Source organism: Hymenobacter piscis, from assembly GCF_018760735.1.
In the GTDB taxonomy this organism is placed as follows: Bacteria; Bacteroidota; Bacteroidia; order Cytophagales; family Hymenobacteraceae; genus Hymenobacter; species Hymenobacter piscis.
In genome coordinates this window covers 126,700-144,263 of record NZ_JAHHZN010000002.1, presented here as the reverse complement: position 1 = coordinate 144,263, position 17,564 = coordinate 126,700, and the positions used below count along the sequence as shown (strand labels likewise).

9 protein-coding genes are annotated in these 17,564 nt (G+C 63.0%); 4 read left to right on the top strand and 5 right to left on the bottom strand.

Features of this window, described 5'->3' with window-relative positions; translation table 11 throughout:
• Positions 1–81: 81 nt before the first annotated feature.
• Complete coding sequence (locus KLP40_RS02765; RefSeq protein ID WP_215592078.1) at positions 82–1,953, bottom strand: BamA/TamA family outer membrane protein; 1,872 nt, start codon at positions 1,951–1,953, stop codon at positions 82–84.
• A gap of 200 nt (positions 1,954–2,153) precedes the next feature.
• On the opposite strand from KLP40_RS02765, the gene hemW reads away from it, so the two are divergent.
• From hemW to KLP40_RS02745, 4 genes are all read left to right on the top strand, one after another.
• Positions 2,154–3,287 (top strand): radical SAM family heme chaperone HemW, encoded by a 1,134-nt coding sequence (hemW, locus tag KLP40_RS02760; RefSeq protein WP_215592077.1) that lies wholly within the window; start codon positions 2,154–2,156, stop codon positions 3,285–3,287.
• Positions 3,288–3,426: 139 nt separating this feature from the next.
• Complete coding sequence (locus KLP40_RS02755; RefSeq protein WP_215592076.1) at positions 3,427–3,918, top strand: hypothetical protein; 492 nt, start codon at positions 3,427–3,429, stop codon at positions 3,916–3,918.
• Positions 3,919–3,923: 5 nt separating this feature from the next.
• The gene (locus KLP40_RS02750; RefSeq protein WP_215592075.1) at positions 3,924–4,586 is read left to right on the top strand and encodes an alpha/beta fold hydrolase; all 663 of its coding nucleotides are present in this window, start codon (positions 3,924–3,926) and stop codon (positions 4,584–4,586) included.
• Between the two features lie 218 nt (positions 4,587–4,804).
• Complete coding sequence (locus KLP40_RS02745; RefSeq protein ID WP_215592074.1) at positions 4,805–5,575, top strand: cyclase family protein; 771 nt, start codon at positions 4,805–4,807, stop codon at positions 5,573–5,575.
• Between the two features lie 106 nt (positions 5,576–5,681).
• Here the strand turns inward: KLP40_RS02745 and KLP40_RS02740 are convergent, their stop codons facing one another.
• The 4 genes from KLP40_RS02740 to KLP40_RS02725 all read right to left on the bottom strand — a co-directional run bounded on the left by KLP40_RS02740 (position 5,682) and on the right by KLP40_RS02725 (position 17,269).
• Positions 5,682–5,957, bottom strand: a complete 276-nt coding sequence (locus KLP40_RS02740) for a hypothetical protein (RefSeq protein ID WP_215592073.1) — start codon at positions 5,955–5,957, stop codon at positions 5,682–5,684.
• A gap of 126 nt (positions 5,958–6,083) precedes the next feature.
• A complete protein-coding gene (locus KLP40_RS02735) occupies positions 6,084–8,591 on the bottom strand; it encodes a DUF5686 and carboxypeptidase-like regulatory domain-containing protein (protein ID WP_215592072.1) in 2,508 nt (835 codons plus the stop codon).
• A 110-nt stretch (positions 8,592–8,701) separates the two neighbouring features.
• The gene (locus KLP40_RS02730; RefSeq protein ID WP_215592071.1) at positions 8,702–9,655 is read right to left on the bottom strand and encodes an NAD(P)/FAD-dependent oxidoreductase; all 954 of its coding nucleotides are present in this window, start codon (positions 9,653–9,655) and stop codon (positions 8,702–8,704) included.
• Positions 9,656–9,904: 249 nt separating this feature from the next.
• A complete protein-coding gene (locus tag KLP40_RS02725) occupies positions 9,905–17,269 on the bottom strand; it encodes a T9SS type A sorting domain-containing protein (protein WP_215592070.1) in 7,365 nt (2,454 codons plus the stop codon).
• Positions 17,270–17,564 lie beyond the last annotated feature (295 nt).

Genomic DNA, 17,564 nt, shown 5'->3' with positions numbered 1-17,564 from the left:
TGAATAAGGGGTTGGGTCTACAATTACGGGCCCGAGCTGACGCGGCGCAGAGGCTTGGGCAGAGCGGTTGGCCTGACTTCCTCAAAACCGGCTCGTGATGCCGAAGTGGATTTTGCCCGAGCTCAGGCCGAAGCGCTGCTGCTGGCTGCGGCCCAGGGCGTACACGAACTGAAACTGGCCGGCCCCGGTCCGGAAGCTCAGGCCCGCGCCCAGGCCGGTGGGCGTGTCGCGGGGGAAGGGGTCCTGGGGCAGGTCGCGGCGCAGGTAGGCCTGGTCGGCGAAGACGAACACGTAGGCGTCGGCGCCGGTAAACTGGCGGAATTCGGCGGTGCCTACCGCGTACTGGCTGGCGTAGAAGTTGAGCTCGTTGAAGCCCCGCAGCGTGGCCAGCCCGCCCAGGCGGAACAGGTCGTTGAGGAAAAGCCGGTCGTTGAGCAGGGCCTCGCCCCGCAGGCGGGTCACGAGCACCCCGGCCCGCCCGAAGCGAAAATACCGCTCGGCCCGCAGCCCCAGGCTGGCCTGCCGGCTGCGCAGGCTCAGGCCGTCGTAGAGTTCGGGCTTTACGTCGCCGTTCCTGCTGAGGCGCTTGGTGCCGAGGGCGGCCTGCGCGCTCACCAGCAGGCCACGCCGCGGAAAATACGGGTCGTCGAGGGTGTTCCAGGTGTAGTCGAGGCCGTAGGAGGCAAAGCGCGAGTCCACATTTGCTGGCAGCCGGGTGGCCTGCTGCAGGGTCGAATTCTGGTTGAGCAGCCGCGAATTGCGCTGTTCGAAGAACACAGCCAGCCGCCCTGCCTGGGCCGTGGGGTAGGCTACCTGCACCCGCGGCCGGGTGGTCAGAAAAGAGGTGTCCTGCTTAAGCAGGTTGAAGGAGGCGCTGACTTCGAGCGGGGTGCCGAAAAACGTGGGGTGCAGGTACTGGGCATCGAGCAGCTGGGAAGTGGCATCGAGCTTGCGCCACTGCACGCCCAGGCCCTTGCCGCCGCCCCCGATGTTGCGCAGGTTCAGGGTCACGTCGCCGGTAATCTGCACCTTCTTCTGGCCCAGGCCGGGGTTGGGGTTGGGCAGCACGCCCACAATGGCATCGAACTGGTTGGCCGTGCGGTCGTCGAGCAGGAAGTACACCCGGGCCTGGCCCTGGGAAAAGCGCACCTCGGGCGCGGCCTTCACCTGCAGGTAAGGCAGCTGGCGCAGCCGCCGGTCGGCCTCGCGCAGGCGCTGCTGGCTGAAGGGCTCGTTGGGCTCAAGCTGGAGGTAGCGGGTGAGGAACCGGGCCTTGGTTTTGGTTTTGCCGATGATCTGAATGGAGTCGAAGACCACGGCCGGACCCCGGCGCAGCACTACCCGGCCCTCGATTTCGGTGCTGGTGAGCATGAGCGAGTCGAGGCCGATGGTGGCGAAGGGGAAGCCCTGGTTTTCGGCCTCGTGGAGCACGTTTTCCTGGAAGCGCACCCACTCCTGGGGGCGCAGGGGTTGCTGGCGGTAGAGCTTTTCGCGGAAGCCGCCCCGGGTGAGCAGGGCGTCGCCGAGGTTGCCGTTGCGCAGGCGGGCCCAGCGGAACTGCTCGCCCACGTACAGGCGCACCGTCAGCGTGTCGGAGCCGGGGCCCCAGCGCAGCTCGTCGGCCGAGGCCGTGAGGTAGGCATCGGCCTGCAGGGCCAGCACCAGCTGGCGCACCTCGCGCAGGGCGGCCAGCGAATCGGGTAGCTGCTGGCGGTAGCGGTAGGGGCGCAGCACGGCGGCATCGGCGGCTTCGGTAGCCAGGCGCAGTACCACCGGGCGCACCGGCCGGGGCGGGGCGGGCGCGGCTTTCCGGGCCGAATCGGGCGGCGTGGCCACGGCCGGCGAGGCGGCCAGCGGCGGGGCGGCCGGGTTGAGCGGCGTGGTGCCCTGGGCCCCGGCCCCCCGGACCACGCTCAGCAGCAACCACCAGAAAACGAGCAGACGGGCGTACATTTGTAACCAGGCAACGCGAAACGCCGCGTTTAATTTCCCGAAGATACTTTTTCGCGGTGGCACGGACTTTAGTCCGTAGCCCGCACCAGCCCACCTGTTTTCGCCGCTTGGTGCTCCGGCGCTGATTTTCCGGGCTGGTTTTCCCATTCTTGACTTTTGGGCTACGGGTTGAAGTCCGTGCCACACCCACTCCTCCCGCTTTGTCCGGCATCTACCTCCATATTCCCTTCTGTAAGCAGGCCTGCCACTACTGCGACTTTCACTTCAGCACCAGCATGGGCCTGAAGGAGCGGCTGGTGGAAGCGCTGGTGAAGGAAATGGACCTGCGGGCCGGGTACCTGGCGCCCGGCGCGCCGGTGAACACCATTTACTTCGGGGGCGGCACGCCCTCCCTGCTCACGGCGGCCGAGCTCGATACCCTGCTCTCGGCCATTTTCGCGCGGTTTGCGGTGGCCCCGGACGTGGAAATTACCCTCGAAGCCAACCCCGACGACCTCACGCCGGCCAAGGTGCGGGAGCTGGCGGCCTCGCCCGTGAACCGGCTCAGCATCGGGCTCCAGAGTTTCCACGAGCCGCATCTGCGGCTGATGAACCGGGCCCACTCGGCCCAGGAGTCGGGGGCGGCGGTGCGCCGGGCCCAGGACGCGGGCTTCGAAAATATTTCGGTGGATTTGATTTACGGGGTGCCCGCGCCCGACCACGGCATCTGGGAGCAGGACATGGCCGCCGCCTTCGCCCTCGGCGTGCCCCACCTCTCCTGCTACGCCCTCACCATCGAGCCCGATACCGTGTTCGGCCGCCAGCTGCGCAAGGGCAAATTCCTGGCCCCGCCCGACGAGTTCGTGGCCCGGCAGTTTGAGCTGCTGCTCACCGAAATGGCCCGCCACGGCTACCAGCAGTACGAAATCAGCAACTTCTGCCGGCCCGGCCGCGAGTCGCGCCACAACTCGGCCTACTGGGGCGGGGTGCCCTACCTGGGGCTGGGGCCGAGCGCCCACTCCTTCAACGGCCACAGCCGGCAGTACGCGGTGGCCAACAACCCGCGCTACGTAGCGGCCGTGCTCGAGGAAGGTACCGTGCCCGCCACCGAAGAAATCCTGAGTTCCCGCGACCAGGCCAACGAGTACCTGATGACCAGCCTGCGCACCGCCCGCGGCTGCGACTTGGCCCGCCTGCGCGACGAGCTGGGTGTGGATCTGCCCGCCGCCCGGGCGGCTTACCTGGCCCACCTGCAGGCCACCGGCCTGGCCACCCTGGCGGGCGGCTGGCTCCGCCTCACCGACGCCGGCAAGCTCCTGGCCGACCACATCACCCTGGAGCTGTTCCAGGAATAGAGCGAGCCGGCGGGCCGGGGTTTTGGGCGGCCACTGGCGGCGTTTTTCGGGTTTTCTTCTTTCTTTGGGAAAGGGCTACGGCACCTGCGGCCTGCCGGGCCGGTTCTCCCCCAGGGGTTCGTCTGCCAACTTAGTGATTATGAGACGACTGATTGACGCGCTGGCCGACGATACGGATTTCTTCATCGAACAGGTGCAGCTCACGGCCATCGTGTTCGATAACTCCGACGACGTGACCATCTGGGCCACCACGTTTTTCGACCAGGAGCCCCACTTTTTTCACCTGGGCCTCACGTTTCAGCAGCTCGACCTGATGCTGCGCCTGGCCGGCGCCCGCACCGAGGCCCTGCAGGAAGACGTGGCCGATGCCTTGGCTACCGTGCGCGAGTGGCCCTGCCTGCTCGAGTACAGTACCGAAGCCGACCCGCCCGTGCCCCTGCCCAACGTGGCCCTCAAGCTCTCCTGCACCTACCCCGCCGATGAGCTGTTCGGCGACGAAGATGAGGAGGCCGAGGACGATTCCTTCGACATCAGCATGAACGCCGACAGCGAAGACGCCGACGAATTTGAATCCGGCCAGCCCCACAATATCTTCTACCTCGAAGACGTATTTTTGCGCGTAGAGCCCTGATTTCTATGTTCTACCTGATTCCGGGTTTGGGGGCCGATGAGCGGGTGTTCCGGCAGCTGGCGCCGCGCCTGCACGGCGAAACGCAGCTGCTGCCCTGGCTGCCCCCCGAATCGGACGACGAAACGCTGCCGCACTACGCGGCCCGGATGGCGGAGGCCATTCCGCCCGATGCTGCCGGGTGGCTGGTGGGCGTGTCGTTTGGCGGCGTGGTGGGGTTGGAAATCAACCGGTTGCGGCCGAAGCTGCGCACGGTGCTCATCAGCAGCATTCCCGATGCCAGCTGCCTGCCGCCCCTGCTGAAGCTGGTGCGGGCCACCGGCCTGTACCGCCTGTTGCCGCCCCAGGCCCTGAAGCTGTTTCCGCGGGCCGGGCAGTGGTATTTCGGGGTGAAGGGCGGGGGCGAGTACCGGCTGTTCAAGCGCATCCTCCGCGACATGGAGCCGCGCTACACCCGCTGGGCCATTGCCCGGCTCCTGCACTGGGACAGCACCTCCGTGGGCCGCAGCATCCAGATTCTGGGCACCCAGGACCGCGTTTTCCCGCCCGGCCCCACGCCCGTGGAGTACCTCATCCCCGGCGGCGGCCACTTCATGGTCGTCAGCCACGCCCGCCAAATCGCCCGGATTCTGAATGGGTTAGAAGTAGAGGGTGAGGAGGTAATGGGGTGATGGGGCGAGGAGGTGATGGGGCGAGGAATAGAACGTCATGCTGAGCGAAGGCGCAGCCGGAGTCGAAGCATCTCTACCGCAATGCTAACTCCACTGATTGCAACGAAGCAGTCGAGATGCTTCGACTGCGGCTGCGCCTTCGCTCAGCATGACGTTCTTTGTTGCTTCTTCATCACCTCCTCACCTCCTCACCTCCTCACCTCCTCACCCCAAAACCCATGCTCGCCACGTATCCGCACCAGGGCCGCACGTTCAGCTTCAACCCCCACGAGCCCCTGGATATTTCCCTGCCCCTGGCCCCGGGCGGGCAGCAGGTGAACTGCTTCTGGGCCGAGCCAGTGCAGTTCGACGTGATTCGGGTGGGTGATTTTGTGGGCAGCGTAGCCGCCGGGGGCAGTACCAACTACCAGCGCGTGCACATCACGCCCCACGGCAACGGTACGCATACCGAGTGCTACGGCCATATTTCGGCCGAGCCGGGGGCTACGCTCAACCGTTGCCTGCGCCGCTTCCTGTTCGTGGCCCGGCTGGTATCGGTGCAGCCCCGGCCCCAGCCCAACGGCGACGAAGTAGTGATGCTGGCCGATGTGCAGCGGGAGCTGGAGGGTGGCCCCGCCGCGGCCGTGCGGCCCGAAGCCCTGATTCTGCGCACCCTGCCCAACCACCGCGCCAAGCGCACCCGCCACTACTCCGGCACCAACCCCACCTACCTGGAACCCGCCCTGGCCGAATACCTGGCCCAGCAGCACATCGAGCACCTGCTCCTGGATTTGCCCAGCGTCGACCGCGAAGAGGACGGCGGCCGGCTGCTGGCCCACCACGCCTTCTGGCAGTACCCCCACGCCACCCGCCAGGCCGCCACCATCACCGAACTCATCTTCGTGCCCGACGCCGTGGAAGACGGCCTGTTCCTGCTCAACCTCCAGATCACCAGCCTCGAACTCGACGCCAGTCCCAGCAAGCCGGTGCTGTATGAGGTGAGGTGGTGAGATAGTGAAATGGTGAGTTTGATGTTCAGCGGACCTAAAGGCGCAAGTAGCGCAAGCAGGACCAGCCGAACATCAAACTCACCATTTCACCATTTCACCACCTCACCTAATTCAACCACACTGTGAGCAGGATTTCGAAGCGGTGGGGGGCGAAGGCGTTGTAATAGGGGGCCTCGCCCTCGAAGCCGAGGACGTGGATCAGGGGCATGCCCTCAGTGCGCGAATCCACGGTGCGCACGGGGTAGAGCTGGCCCTGGCGGGGCCAGTCGCCGGCGTGGTTGTAGGGGCGCTGGGCGGCGTCGATGCAGCGGGCGTAGTCGATGAAGGGCGCGTGGCGGGTGGCCTCGGCCAGACTCAGATTGGCAACTTCGTACTTAGGCATGTATTCTCAACTGGGCGGAACGTGGTAAACGAATGTGAGCAATGTGCGGAATGCAAAAAGGTGGTGAGACGCATATGCTACCAGATTTTCACATTCTGCACATTGCCTACATTCAGACACATTAAATTATAGGCTGAACTTCAGGCTCACTTTCACCCCAAAGGTACGCGCATCGGGCGCGGTTCGGTAGGTGAGGCGGTGCAGGAAGTCAACCCGTACGATTTTAAAAATGTTCTCCACCGCGTAGCCTACTTCGGCGTAGGGCGCGCGGCCCAGCGACTGGAAGGTGGGCAGGGCCTGGCCGCTGACCGGGTCGGTGGGAGGGGTGATCTGGCGGTTGGCGGCACTCACGCGGCCGTAGAGCAGGTTGCCGGTGGCCACCAGCCGCCAGTTGAGCTGCCTGATGGCCGGCAGGGAATTGAGCATGAAGCCTCCGAACTGGTGCTCCAGCTGCAGGCCCGCGTACCGGTCGCTCACGAACTCGAAGTAGCGCATCAGGTTGTAGGCACCCGCGTTGTAGAACACCGACTGGTTGCCCAGGTGGCTTTTGAGCAGGGGGTAAGGCACCGTGCTCGGGATGTAGCCCGCGTCGAGGCGGTAAGTAGTGCGGCCCAGCTGGCCCAGCCGGATGCTGTGGTCGAGGAGGAGGTTGAACTTCTGGTAGCGGAAATCGGAGCCCAGCAGGTTGTTTACACCCAGCGTGTAGCGCACCGTGAGTACCGGCCAGCGCTTGAGGCCCACGGCCGTGCGCCGGTTCTGGTTGTTGGCCACCAGCACTTCGTCGCGGGCGTAGCGCGATTCCAGCACGATTTCGGAGAGGGTGAAATCGGAGCGGGTGGGGTTGCCGGGGCGGGGCTCGCCGGTGTAGTAGGCAAAGGGGTAGAGCGGCTGAAACTGCTGGCGGCGCAGCATCACGCGCTGGGTAAAGCCCCGGAACAGATCCGACTGCACGGCCACGCTGGTCAGGTCGCGCAGCAGGGGGCGGCTGCTGCTGATGTTGCCCAGGCGCGCGGCCGCCTCAAACAAGGGGTTTTCGAGGGCGTAATCGTTGTCGAGCAGGGCAATCTGGTCGATGTCATGGCGGTGCTCGAAGTTGGCCACCGTCCAGTGGCGGCGGTCCAGTACCCGCAGCACGCGCAGGCCGTACTTGAAGCGCCCGTCCTGGGTGCCGTAGGCCACGTAGGGCCGCAGCTGCCAGTCGCGGCTCCACTCCGTGGACGTGCGGAAACCCGCCCGCAGGCGCAGACCCTCAATATTATTATAGCCGAGCGTGGCCAGAATCGGGCCCAGATCCACCTTGCCCAGCGGGTAGTAGCCGTTCACCACAACATCGGCCAGCTCCAGCAAGGAGCGCACGGCCGGCAGCTGGCGCACGGTATCGAGCACCGTAAGCGTGAGCTGCTCCTGGCGACTGAGCGAATCAGGGCGGTTGGCCGCGAAAAAGCCCGCCGGCACCTCGTAGGCGTCGGCGGCTACTTCCAGGGGCTTGTCGTAGAAGGGCAGGGGCTTCACCTGGTTTACCACGAAACCGGAATACACCGTAGTGATGCGGGCCAGCACGCCGGTACTGCCTTGGGAGGGCTTGATGCTGATAACGAACCGGGTGCGGGTGGGCAGCCAGGGACCGGCCGCAGTGGGCGTCAGCTCCTGGCTGACGGCAATCTGCTCAATGAAGTTGAGGTTGGCCTGGGTGCTCACGGCCAGATCAAGCTGGCGCAGGGCGTAGGTATCGGTGGTAATCCAGATCGTGCCCTTGAAAGCCAGATCCTGGGGCCGGCGCGGCGTCACCTTGATTTTATAGCAGTAGTCGTCGCCCACCAGCAGCGAGTCCTGCAGCTCGTACTCGTAGGAAAATTTCCAGCCCTCGGCAATGGGCGAGACAAAGTCCTTGCCCACGATGCGGATCCAGTTGCGGTAGAAGTCCCAGTCCTGAAACGAGGAGCCCATCACCTGCGACACCACCGAGCCTTCGCGGGGCGCCGCGCCGTGCATCTGGGTTTTGCTCACTTCCTCGCGCTGGCGCAGCGGGTTGTTGTTCTGGTAGAAACGCGAGAGCACCTCGGAGGCGAAAACCGGCACCACGGGCCGGCCATTGGCGTCGCGGTCCAGGCCCAGGGTGTCGGCCACGGCCGTCATCTGGCGCAGCAGCTTGCGGCGGCTTACCTGGTCGGGCAGGTTATTGAGCAGCAGCTCGTTGCGGGCGTAACTGTCGTATTCGTAGGCCAGCAGCTCGGTTTTCTGGTTGCGGGCCCTGTTTTGCTGCACCCGGCGCAGAATGCGGTAGGCTGGGTTTTCGTGGGGTCGCACAATCACCTCGCCCAGTGAAACCGCCCCGGCCCCCAGCGCAAAGTTGACGGTTTGCTGGGCCTTGCTGCTGGACACGGCTTTTTTAACGGCCGAAAACCCGATGGCCGAGGCCGTGAGCGTGTCCACGGGGCCGGGGAGCGTGAGCTGGTAGCGGCCGTTTTCATCGGCCGTGGCGCCCTGGCTGGTGCCGCGCACGAATACTGAGGCGAAGGGAACCGGCTTGCCGTCGGCTTCCGTGATGCGGCCGCTAAACGTAATGCGTTGCGCCCAGCCCGCCGGAATAGTGAGCACGAGCAACAACAGGCACAGCGGATAAGCAAGACGCATACGGGATAAACTAGGGCGCGGGCAGAGGTCGGGAAGCTAGGTGCAGTAAGATACCGCCCCCGGCGGGAAAAACCCAGCCAACCCCGGCAAGTTCCCCCGCCGGCCCTGGCCTACTTGGGGCATTCTTCCCGGGTGAGGGTTTCGTTGATGCTGATGGCGGCCTTGCTGCCCTCGGCGGCGGCCAGAATGGCCTGCTGGGTACCGGGCGTGTTGTCGCCGGCCGCGTAGAGGCCCTTCACCGTGGTCTGCTGCTCCTTGCTCACCCAGATGGCGCCCTTGCCGGTGAGGCGGCAGCCCAGCTGCTCGGCCAGGGGGCTGCGCTGGTGCTGGTGGGCGTGAATGAACAAGGCCGCGCGGGCCAGCTTCGCGCCGGTTTCAAACACGAGGTGGCGCAGCTCGCCGCCGGCAGTGCCTTCCAGCCGCACCAGGGGCTCCTCGCGCACCGTAATGCGCTGGCGGCGCAGGCGGCGGCGGGCGTGCGCCGTGAGGTTGGCCGGGTCTTCCACGCACACTACCACATCGGGGCTCCAGCGGCTCACGAGTAGGGCCAGCCCGGTCACGAGCTTGGCCCGGCCGTACACGGCCACCGGCTGGTCGCGCACTTCCCAGCCGTGGCAGTAGGGGCAGTGCAGCACACCCCGGCCCCACAAATCCCGCATCCCCTTGATGGGCGGCAGCTCGTCCTCCACGCCAGTGGCCAGCAGTACCTTGCGGGCCGTGCGCGTGCTCTGGCGGCCGGTGGGCCCTTCCAGGGTCAGCTCGAAGTGCTTGCCGCACACGCGCACGGCCGTTACCCGGGCTTGCTTTATCTCCACCGACTCATACGCCGCAAGCTCCGCGCGACCCAGTTCCAGCAGTTGGGCAGGCCGGGTGCCGTCGCGGGTCAGGAAGCCCTGCACGGCGGGCGAAGGGGCGTTGCGGGGCGCGCCGCCATCGAGCACCAGCACCCGGCGCAGGCAGCGGCCCAGCACCAGGGCCGCGCTCAGCCCGGCACTGCCAGCCCCAATGATGGCGACATCAATATCGGTTACAACGCGGCCAGGTGCGTGAGGGCGAGCAGGCATACAGGGGAGCTTAGAAGGGGAGGAAATGGGGGACGGCGGGTACTGCTGAGTACCGAGGCATTCGGAATAAGTAGTCAGGCAACCTTCCGTCATCTGACTATCCTCAATGCGCAAGGAATCCAGAATGCCTATACCGACAAAGCCGGTTGCTGGTTGGGGGACTCTGGCCAACGGCCAGGCCCTAAAAAGCCGAATGCCCCTCGCCGGTTGGCAAGGGGCATTCGGTTACGGGTGGAAACAACCCGGAGGTTACTCCTTAATCAGGCGCTGCGTGAACGATTCGCCGTTGCCTTTCACCAGCACCAGGTAGGTGCCGGCCGGGAGGCTGGTTACATCCAGCGCCTCGTTGCTGGCTCCCGCCTGCGAGAAGCTGCGCAGTACGCGGCCGGTCATGTCCACGATGCTCACCTGGTAGGTGCCGGCCTCCGTGCCCGACAGATCCAGACGCGTGTTGGTCAGGTTCGAGGCGGGGTTAGGGTACACGGCCACGCTGGTGGTGCGGGTGGTCAGACCGAAAGTCACCGTCTGCACTGCGCTGAAGGTACTGGTGCCGTCCGTATCTACCTGCCGCAGGCGGTAGTAGGTTACGCGGCCCTGGGCCTTGTTGGCAGCCTGGGCGTCGGTGAGCGTGTAGTTCGTGGCCGAGGCTTTGGTGCCTTGGCCCTTCACTTCGGCCACGGCCGCAAACGCGTGACCATCAAAGCTGCGCTCTACCACAAAGTGGTCGTTGTTGAGTTCCTGGGCCGTAGCCCAGGTCAGGCGCGCATCGGCCCCGGCGGCCTTCGCCGAGAAGGAAACCAGCGTTACGGGCAGCGGACGGCTACCAATCGGAATCGTCACGCTCTGCGTATTGGTACCCCCGTTGATATCGGTAGTTGTTACGCTCACCGTGTAGCTGCCCTGACGGAGTAGCGTCCGGTCCGAAACGAAGAACTGGCCGGTAGTGGGATTGATGTCGATACCAGCTGCGTTGAGCAGGGCTTTGTCCGGCGCGGAAATCACCGCATTAGTTGTGCCTGTAGTTGGCAGGCCATTGCTGGCATCATTGACCAGGGCGCCGGTTGTAGCATCATATACCAGACCAGCGCTGTTGTAGCGAGCGGCATTAATATCCGTCACGTAAGCTAGTACATCGTTGTTGTTGTATACGTTTGCGCCACCTTTAGTCGGTGTATAGGCGTACACTGAGCTGTTGTCCTGGCCAACGGGCAGCGTGTACGTTGCCGTATTCAGCGAGCCCAGGTTGCTATTGTCGGTGGCCGTATAGTTAAAGAACGCATTGCCTATGAAACCGGTTGCTGGCAGGAAGGAGAGCTTGCCAGCATCGGCCAGTAGAACCACCGTGCCTTCGGTAACTGCCACGCCATCTACAAACATTGTTCCCTGAGTGGTGGTGTTAGGCAGATTGGTAAGTGTGAACGAACGAATCGTGCCGTTCGCATCAGTGGCAACCAGCGGCAAAATGGCTTGGGCCATGGTGGCTGTGCTGCCATCAGGGGCCGTGATGTTGTTCACTACGTCACGCGCTACCGGGGCCTGGTTGGCAATGTTCGTCCGATTCGTGTTGGTATTGTTAGCCGTATTGCTCTCTGCCGTCGAAGTGGAGACATTGGCGGTGAGCGTGTAGGCAGCCGTTGGGAAATCAAAGGCGATGGTGTTGATAACCGCCTGTAGGGTGCCCGAGTTGAGGGTCGGAATAGTTGGGAAAGTCACTAAACCCGAAGCGTTGTCGTAGGTTCCACCGCCCGAGATGCTGACCGTGCCACCGTTATTGGTGAGGCCGGCCGGAATCTGAACCGTTTGCTGCACGCTGCTGGCTGCCGACTTCCCGTTGTTGCGGGTGATGACGGTGTAGGCCACCCGCGAACCCGCGATGGTCGAACCTGGGCCGGTAATCGTGGTCTGCACATCGGCCAGGGCCGAAATGTTCACGCTGGTCTGGCTGATGTTGTTGGCTGGCACATTATCCGAAACATCCGAAGACGTGCTGGCGACAGCTAATACTGGTCCGGCACCCGGCGCCGCAATGGAGAACGTGTACGTCTGCGAGGCGCCGCTGGCGATGCTGACGTTGGCGGCGTTAGCCGTCAGCAGCACGATGCCCGTGCCATTGGCACCATTGCTGTAGCTGCCGCTGGACGTACCATTGGCAAAGCCGGTCAGGTCAGCGGGCAGTGCTACCCGGGTCCGGACGTCGGTGGCCGTGGCCGAACCGTTGTTGGTCACCGTTACGGTGTACGTGATGGGGCTGCCGGCCGCGTAGTTGGCTGCGTCGGCGCTGATGCTGACCGCTAGGTCGCTAAGGTCGCTGGTCACCGGACTCAACGTGATAGCCGAGTTGGCTACGTTGTTGCTCAGGTTCAGGTCATTGGTCGCCGCTGATACGTTAGACACGGCCGTTACATTAAGGCGGATTGCGTCAGGCGCAAGGAAGCCGATGGTGTTCGTCACCGTGCCATCGGCACCGGGAGCCACGTTCGTGCGCGTAGGGAAGGTCACAACGCCTGTGGTGGCATTGTAGATTCCGTCGCCCGAGACCGTTACGCCACTCAGGCCAGCAGGCAGCTGAACGGTGGTCGTTTCGGAGGCTGCCGGCGAGTTGCCATTGTTCTTGGTTGATACCGAGTACACGACCGGCGTACCGGCTACTACCGGCGAAACCGGTGTGGCGAGGACGATCTGCACATCGGCAGAGCGCTGGCCCGTGGTCGTCAGGGTAGCCGTGTTGTTGGTTCCATTCGACTCCGGAGTGGAGGTTGAGACGGAAGATACGCCGCTTACCTGCGTTTCGGTCGGCATATAGAAGCTCACCGTGTTCTGCGCCGTAGCGCCAGCCTCTACAGTTCCCAGGCTGAAAGTAACGTCGCCGGTGTTGTTATTATAGCTGCCACCGCCGCTGATGGTAACATTGGCTGGGCCGAGGAAGGGCGGAATCCGAACTGTCTGAACAGTACCCAGGGCCGCGGTGCTGCCAATGTTGGCCGCCGTTACGTTGTAGGTCACCAGCTGGCCGGCCACTGCGGTGGTCGTACCCGTGATGGCCGTCGTCAGATCCGTACGCGGGGTTACCGTAACGTTGGCAATGGCCACGTTATCGGCCGGAACGGGGTCGATAGTGGTGGCGGCAATGGCGGAAGTAGCCGTTACCGTACCAGCGGCCGGAGCCGTTACGCTGAAAGTGAAATTCTGGCTGGCACCGCTGGCCAGGGTAGCCAAGGGGGTGGTAGCCGTAATTTCGCCGGTTGTTGTGTTATACGTAAAGCCCGCTGGCAGGCCCGTAACTGTCAGGCCCGGGGCCAACAGAATCCGCAACGCCGGATTAGTGGCAGCCGACGGACCATTGTTGCCATAAGCCACGGAGTACTGATACAGTTCAGCCGGTGCCGGGTTAGCCGTAGAAGGCGTTATGGTCGTGAACAGATTGGCTTGGTTGTTCGTCGCAGCAGCATTTACCGTGAGTGCGGCCGTTGCCTGATTATTGGTCGTCACCGTTTCCACGCCGTTACCGGCCGCTATGTTGGCCGTTACCGAAACTGCGCCGGCCGCCGGAGCAATGAAGCTTACCGAATGGTTGGCGTTCTGCCCAACGGGTAGTGAAGCCAGGGTTGGGAACGTGACGATTCCCGTGCTTGCGTCATACACACCAAAGTCGGAAACATACACGTTAGTCAGGTTGCGGGGCAGCGTGACCGTTTGAGCTACAGCCGGGGCCGTGCTGCCGCTCAGGTTAAGTGAGGTAACGTTGAAGGTTACCAGTTGACCAGCTACTACTGTAGCCGGACCGCTAATGCGGGTGGCCAGGTCGAAAGCCGGTGTAATGACGACCGGAGCCGTTGCCACGTTGTTGGTCAGGACGATTTCGTTGCTGGTCGTTGAAATCTGGGCTGTACCATTAATTGGACCGCTGGTTGGAGCAGTAAACGTGATACCGTAGGTAGTGGAAGCGCCCTGAGCCAGCGTGCCGTTGGTCAGGAACGTAACCAGACCGGTGTTGTTATTGTAGCTCCCGCCGTTGGAAAACGATACGCCTGTCAGGCCGGCGGGCAGTTGCAGCGTCTGGGTGACGCCTGCTGCGCTGGTGTAGTTCGGGGTGGTCAGGTTGGAAGCCGTTACCGTGAACGTAACGGGTTGCCCGGCCTGTACGGTAGCAGCGGTGGTGGTTACCGTTGTGGCCAGATCGACAAGTGCACGAACCGTAACGGCAATGTTGGCCTGGTTAGAGGTTACGCCCGACGTACCATTGACGGTGTAGGGAATAACGGCCGTGCCGAGGAAGCCTGCCACGGGGGTAAAGGTCACGTTGCCTGCGTTATCGACCGTGAAGGTTCCTTGGCCGGCTACCGTTTTTGTGGTCTGGCGGCCGGGGGTGTTCGGGTCGAGGTCAACGGTGGCTACGTCGCGGGGAGCCCCGGCATCGTTACCCGTTACGCTGAACGTAATGGGCGTGTTAGGTGCGGTGACATTAACATCATTGAACGCCGTCACGCCAGTGGCCACTGGAATAGTATAGGTAGCCACGTTAGAGCCAGTGCCGCTGTTATCGGTGGCCGAGTAGGTGAAGGTGGCATTCGTAGTTCCGGCAGCATTACCAAAATCCGAGGCCGGATCGAAAAACAGGTTGCCGGCCTGAGCGGCCGGAATGACCTGGCCGGCCGTTACGGCCGTCAGGTTACCGCCCGTTGAGAGGAACAGGGTACCCGAAGCGGCAGTAGGCAGCGTCAGAATGGTGTAGGAGTCAATCTGGCCATCGGGGTCGGTTGCGCTCAACGCGGCAATAGGCGTAGCCGCGTTGGTGTTGGGCATGGCCGGGGAGTTGGTAACGTTAGCCGCTACCGGTGGCTGCGAAGCGCTGGCGCACAATACCGAGTTGGGTACGATCCGCTTGCTGATGTTGGCCGTCGTGCTGGCGTAGGAGAAGGTGAGCACGTTGCCCCCGCCGTTTTCACCGTAGATGATCAGCAGGTTGTGAACCCCAGCCGAGAGGGTAACAGTTGCTGAACGCTCTACAGTCCCATGCAAACCACCGTTGTTGATAGCGGCATTACCAGTAGTAGGAGCTACTACGGCGCCATCGAGCCACAGGTAGGAGGCATCATCGGAGCTCAGGTAGAACGTGTAAGAACCAGCCGTGGCAATAGTAATGCTTCCGCTGTAGCGGGCAGTGAAGGCCTCTGGGTCTGAAGCGCTACCGGTTGCCGGCGGCACGAGGTTACCCCAGCTGTTGGTAGCCGGGAAATTTACGGTGGCATCGTAGCGGGTTACCCCGGCCGTTTTGCCAGCGAAGAAGTTCAGGTCATCATTGAAGTAACCCGCGAAATATTCACCATACAGGCCGCTGCTGCGGGCGGGGCCGTACTGCGGGCCGGCACAGCCGTTCGAAGGTAGGCTAACAACCGTTGATACCTGGGCATTGGCCTGGCTGCCGTTGTTGTTGGTGGCCGAGGGGTCGGCGGTAGGGGAACTGCTGACCGCTACGCCCGTGATGGTCGTGCTGTAGTTCGGGGCCGGGAACGTGATGGCGTAGGTCAGGGCACTGCCCGCCCCGGGAGCCAGTGAAGCCGTGGTGGGCAGGGTTACCACGCCGCTGTTGTTGTTGTACGAGGCACCAGCGGGCAGATTGGCTGCTCCCAGCAGCAGGCCGGCGGGCAGTTGTACGGTAGATGCTACGGTAGCAGCGGCCGAAGGACCGTTGTTCTGCACCCGGGCCGTATAGGTAATGCTGGCGCCAGGAGCCACGGCCGTCTGCGTAGTCGAGAGAGTCGTGACAACGTCAGCTACGGCTGTTACCGGAATGGTGTAAGTAGCCGGCGTGGCATCCGAGACTCCCAGGTCATCGGTCACGGTGTAGTTGAAGGTGACGTTGCCTACAAAGCTGCCCGCAGGCGTGAACTGGAGTTGCGCTGCCTGAGCAGGTGTAAGTACGGTGGAGGTCGTAATGGGCGTACCGTTCAACGAGAGCGTACCTTGCGCAGGCAGGGTAGTAACCCGGTACGAGGCAATGGTGGCGTTACCGTCCGGGTCGGTGCCCGTCAGGGCCGGAATAGTGGTAGGTCCGGCGTTAGCAGCCACGGCTGGCGCGGTGATGTCGTTGGCTACGGGTGGGCGGTTTTGTACCGTCGTTACACTGGCGTTGGCCAAAGAACCGTTGTTGTTGGCGGGTTCAGTATCGGGGCTGGTTGAAGTGCTGGATGCCGTTCCCGTCACGCTGCCCGAAGCTGGCATCGTAAACGAAATAGTTGTGACGCTTTGCTGGTTGGGCGTCAGCGTCCCGATAAGGGGTAGCGTCAGCACACCAGTGCTGGCCACGTACGTGCCGCCCGTTACATTTTGCAGGTTCGTCGGCAGTTGCACCTGCGTGCGGACGCCTCCGGCATTGGTATCCCCCTGGTTACGGGTCGTGACAACGTAGCTAACTGTTTGGCCGGCTTGGCTGCGGGCCGGGCCGGTGAGCGTAGTAGCAATATCGGCCTCTTCGCACCAGGTAAAAGCCGAAATATATACGGCCTGGGTTCCAGGGTCAGTCAGTTCAGTTTGCAGGTTTTTGTAAATTAACTCCAGGCGCACGATGGGCTCCCGAAAGTTAACCGTCACGTTGCCATCGGGGCCTACTGTGCTGCCCGAGCCGGTGGCAGGGTTCGTGCGGCCGGTAATCCGGTTGCCGCCACTAAAAACGTTGTTGCCATTGGGCGCCAAGCTGATGTCGCTGGCAGCCAATGTCACCACTGTCCCGTCTACCTTATAACCGTTGAAGGTTACGTCATCCACGAAGGCACTGCCTTCAGCTGCGGTGCCTTTGTCCAAGTCACCCATCGTGAAGCTGAAGTTTTTCAGCGGACGATTGAAGACAAAGTTGGCGGTGCTGGTGATGTTGGTCGTGCCAGTGTAATCGGTAAACCAGTCGAGGGCATAGCCCGGGCTGCCAACCCGGTAATCCGTAGTAAGCGTGGTTTGCCCGGCGGGTGCCGCGTAGTCTCGGGTCGTGATGGTCACGTTGGAATTGGCCACGGCCACCGTACGTGGTGCCGACCAGTCTTCTCCGTCAGGCCGGGAGGTAAAATCGAATACTAAGGCCTGAGCACAAGTCGCCTTGTTTACCGGAATGCCGAATCGGCCAATGTTGGAGTCGGCTCCATCATTATCTTTTATTCGGAATGAGGCAATAGCATCCGTTCCGGAATAGCCTATCACGGGCTGGAAAGCGAGTTGCGCCGACCGGCCAACGGGATAATCGGTGTTGAGCTGCGCTGGTACGCCGTTCACGTACAGCGTGCCGATGGTAGCAGTGGCGGGCAGGGCTGTAAAACGAAATGACGCAACAGTGCCGTCTATGTCCACAAAGCCCCAGGCGGCCAGGTCCCGCAGGTTCTGGCGCAGGCCGTTCCCGATGAGCGTAGGGTTAGTAAAGTCCCGCGCTGTCGGAGCCGTGTTGATTATCTGAAACGTGTAGTTAGCCTCCGGCGAAGTTCCGTCGGCATTGCGGGCGCGGAATCGGAAGGACGTACTGCCTAACGTGGCATTAGTAGCCGCGCTAAAGGCAATAAATTCCGCCTGCTGAGCAGTTACTACCTGACCTGCCGTGACTGTAGTGTAGAAGGAGACAGTAGGATCAGCCACATAGAGAATTCCCTGGCTCGCCGTGGGCAGCGTAGAAAAAACAAAGCTGGTCGCATCCCGGCTGGTGCTGGAAAGCCTTGGTAACAACCGAATGATACCCGTTCCCCGGCCTACGCTAGTTGTGGAGGCAATATTGGCTACCGTGGGAATAGCCGCAGGCCTGTTGGGAGCCGTAGTAGCTGATGCGGTGCGATTGCCTTCTTCACTGGCGAAGGGCGTCAGCAGGCTAGCGGCATTTGCCTGCTCGAAAAGCGGGTGCAACGTGCCTTGCGGCTGTACCAGGCTGGCGCGAATA

Excerpts from the sequence above, each read along its gene's own strand:
- KLP40_RS02730 (WP_215592071.1), bottom strand. The coding sequence starts at position 9,655 with ATGCCTGCTCGCCCTCACGCACCTGGCCGCGTTGTAACCGATATTGAT.
- KLP40_RS02740 (WP_215592073.1), bottom strand. The coding sequence starts at position 5,957 with ATGCCTAAGTACGAAGTTGCCAATCTGAGTCTGGCCGAGGCCACCCGC.
- KLP40_RS02755 (WP_215592076.1), top strand. The coding sequence starts at position 3,427 with ATGAGACGACTGATTGACGCGCTGGCCGACGATACGGATTTCTTCATC.
- KLP40_RS02735 (WP_215592072.1), bottom strand. The coding sequence starts at position 8,591 with ATGCGTCTTGCTTATCCGCTGTGCCTGTTGTTGCTCGTGCTCACTATT.
- KLP40_RS02765 (WP_215592078.1), bottom strand. The coding sequence starts at position 1,953 with ATGTACGCCCGTCTGCTCGTTTTCTGGTGGTTGCTGCTGAGCGTGGTC.
- KLP40_RS02745 (WP_215592074.1), top strand. The coding sequence starts at position 4,805 with ATGCTCGCCACGTATCCGCACCAGGGCCGCACGTTCAGCTTCAACCCC.
- KLP40_RS02750 (WP_215592075.1), top strand. The coding sequence starts at position 3,924 with ATGTTCTACCTGATTCCGGGTTTGGGGGCCGATGAGCGGGTGTTCCGG.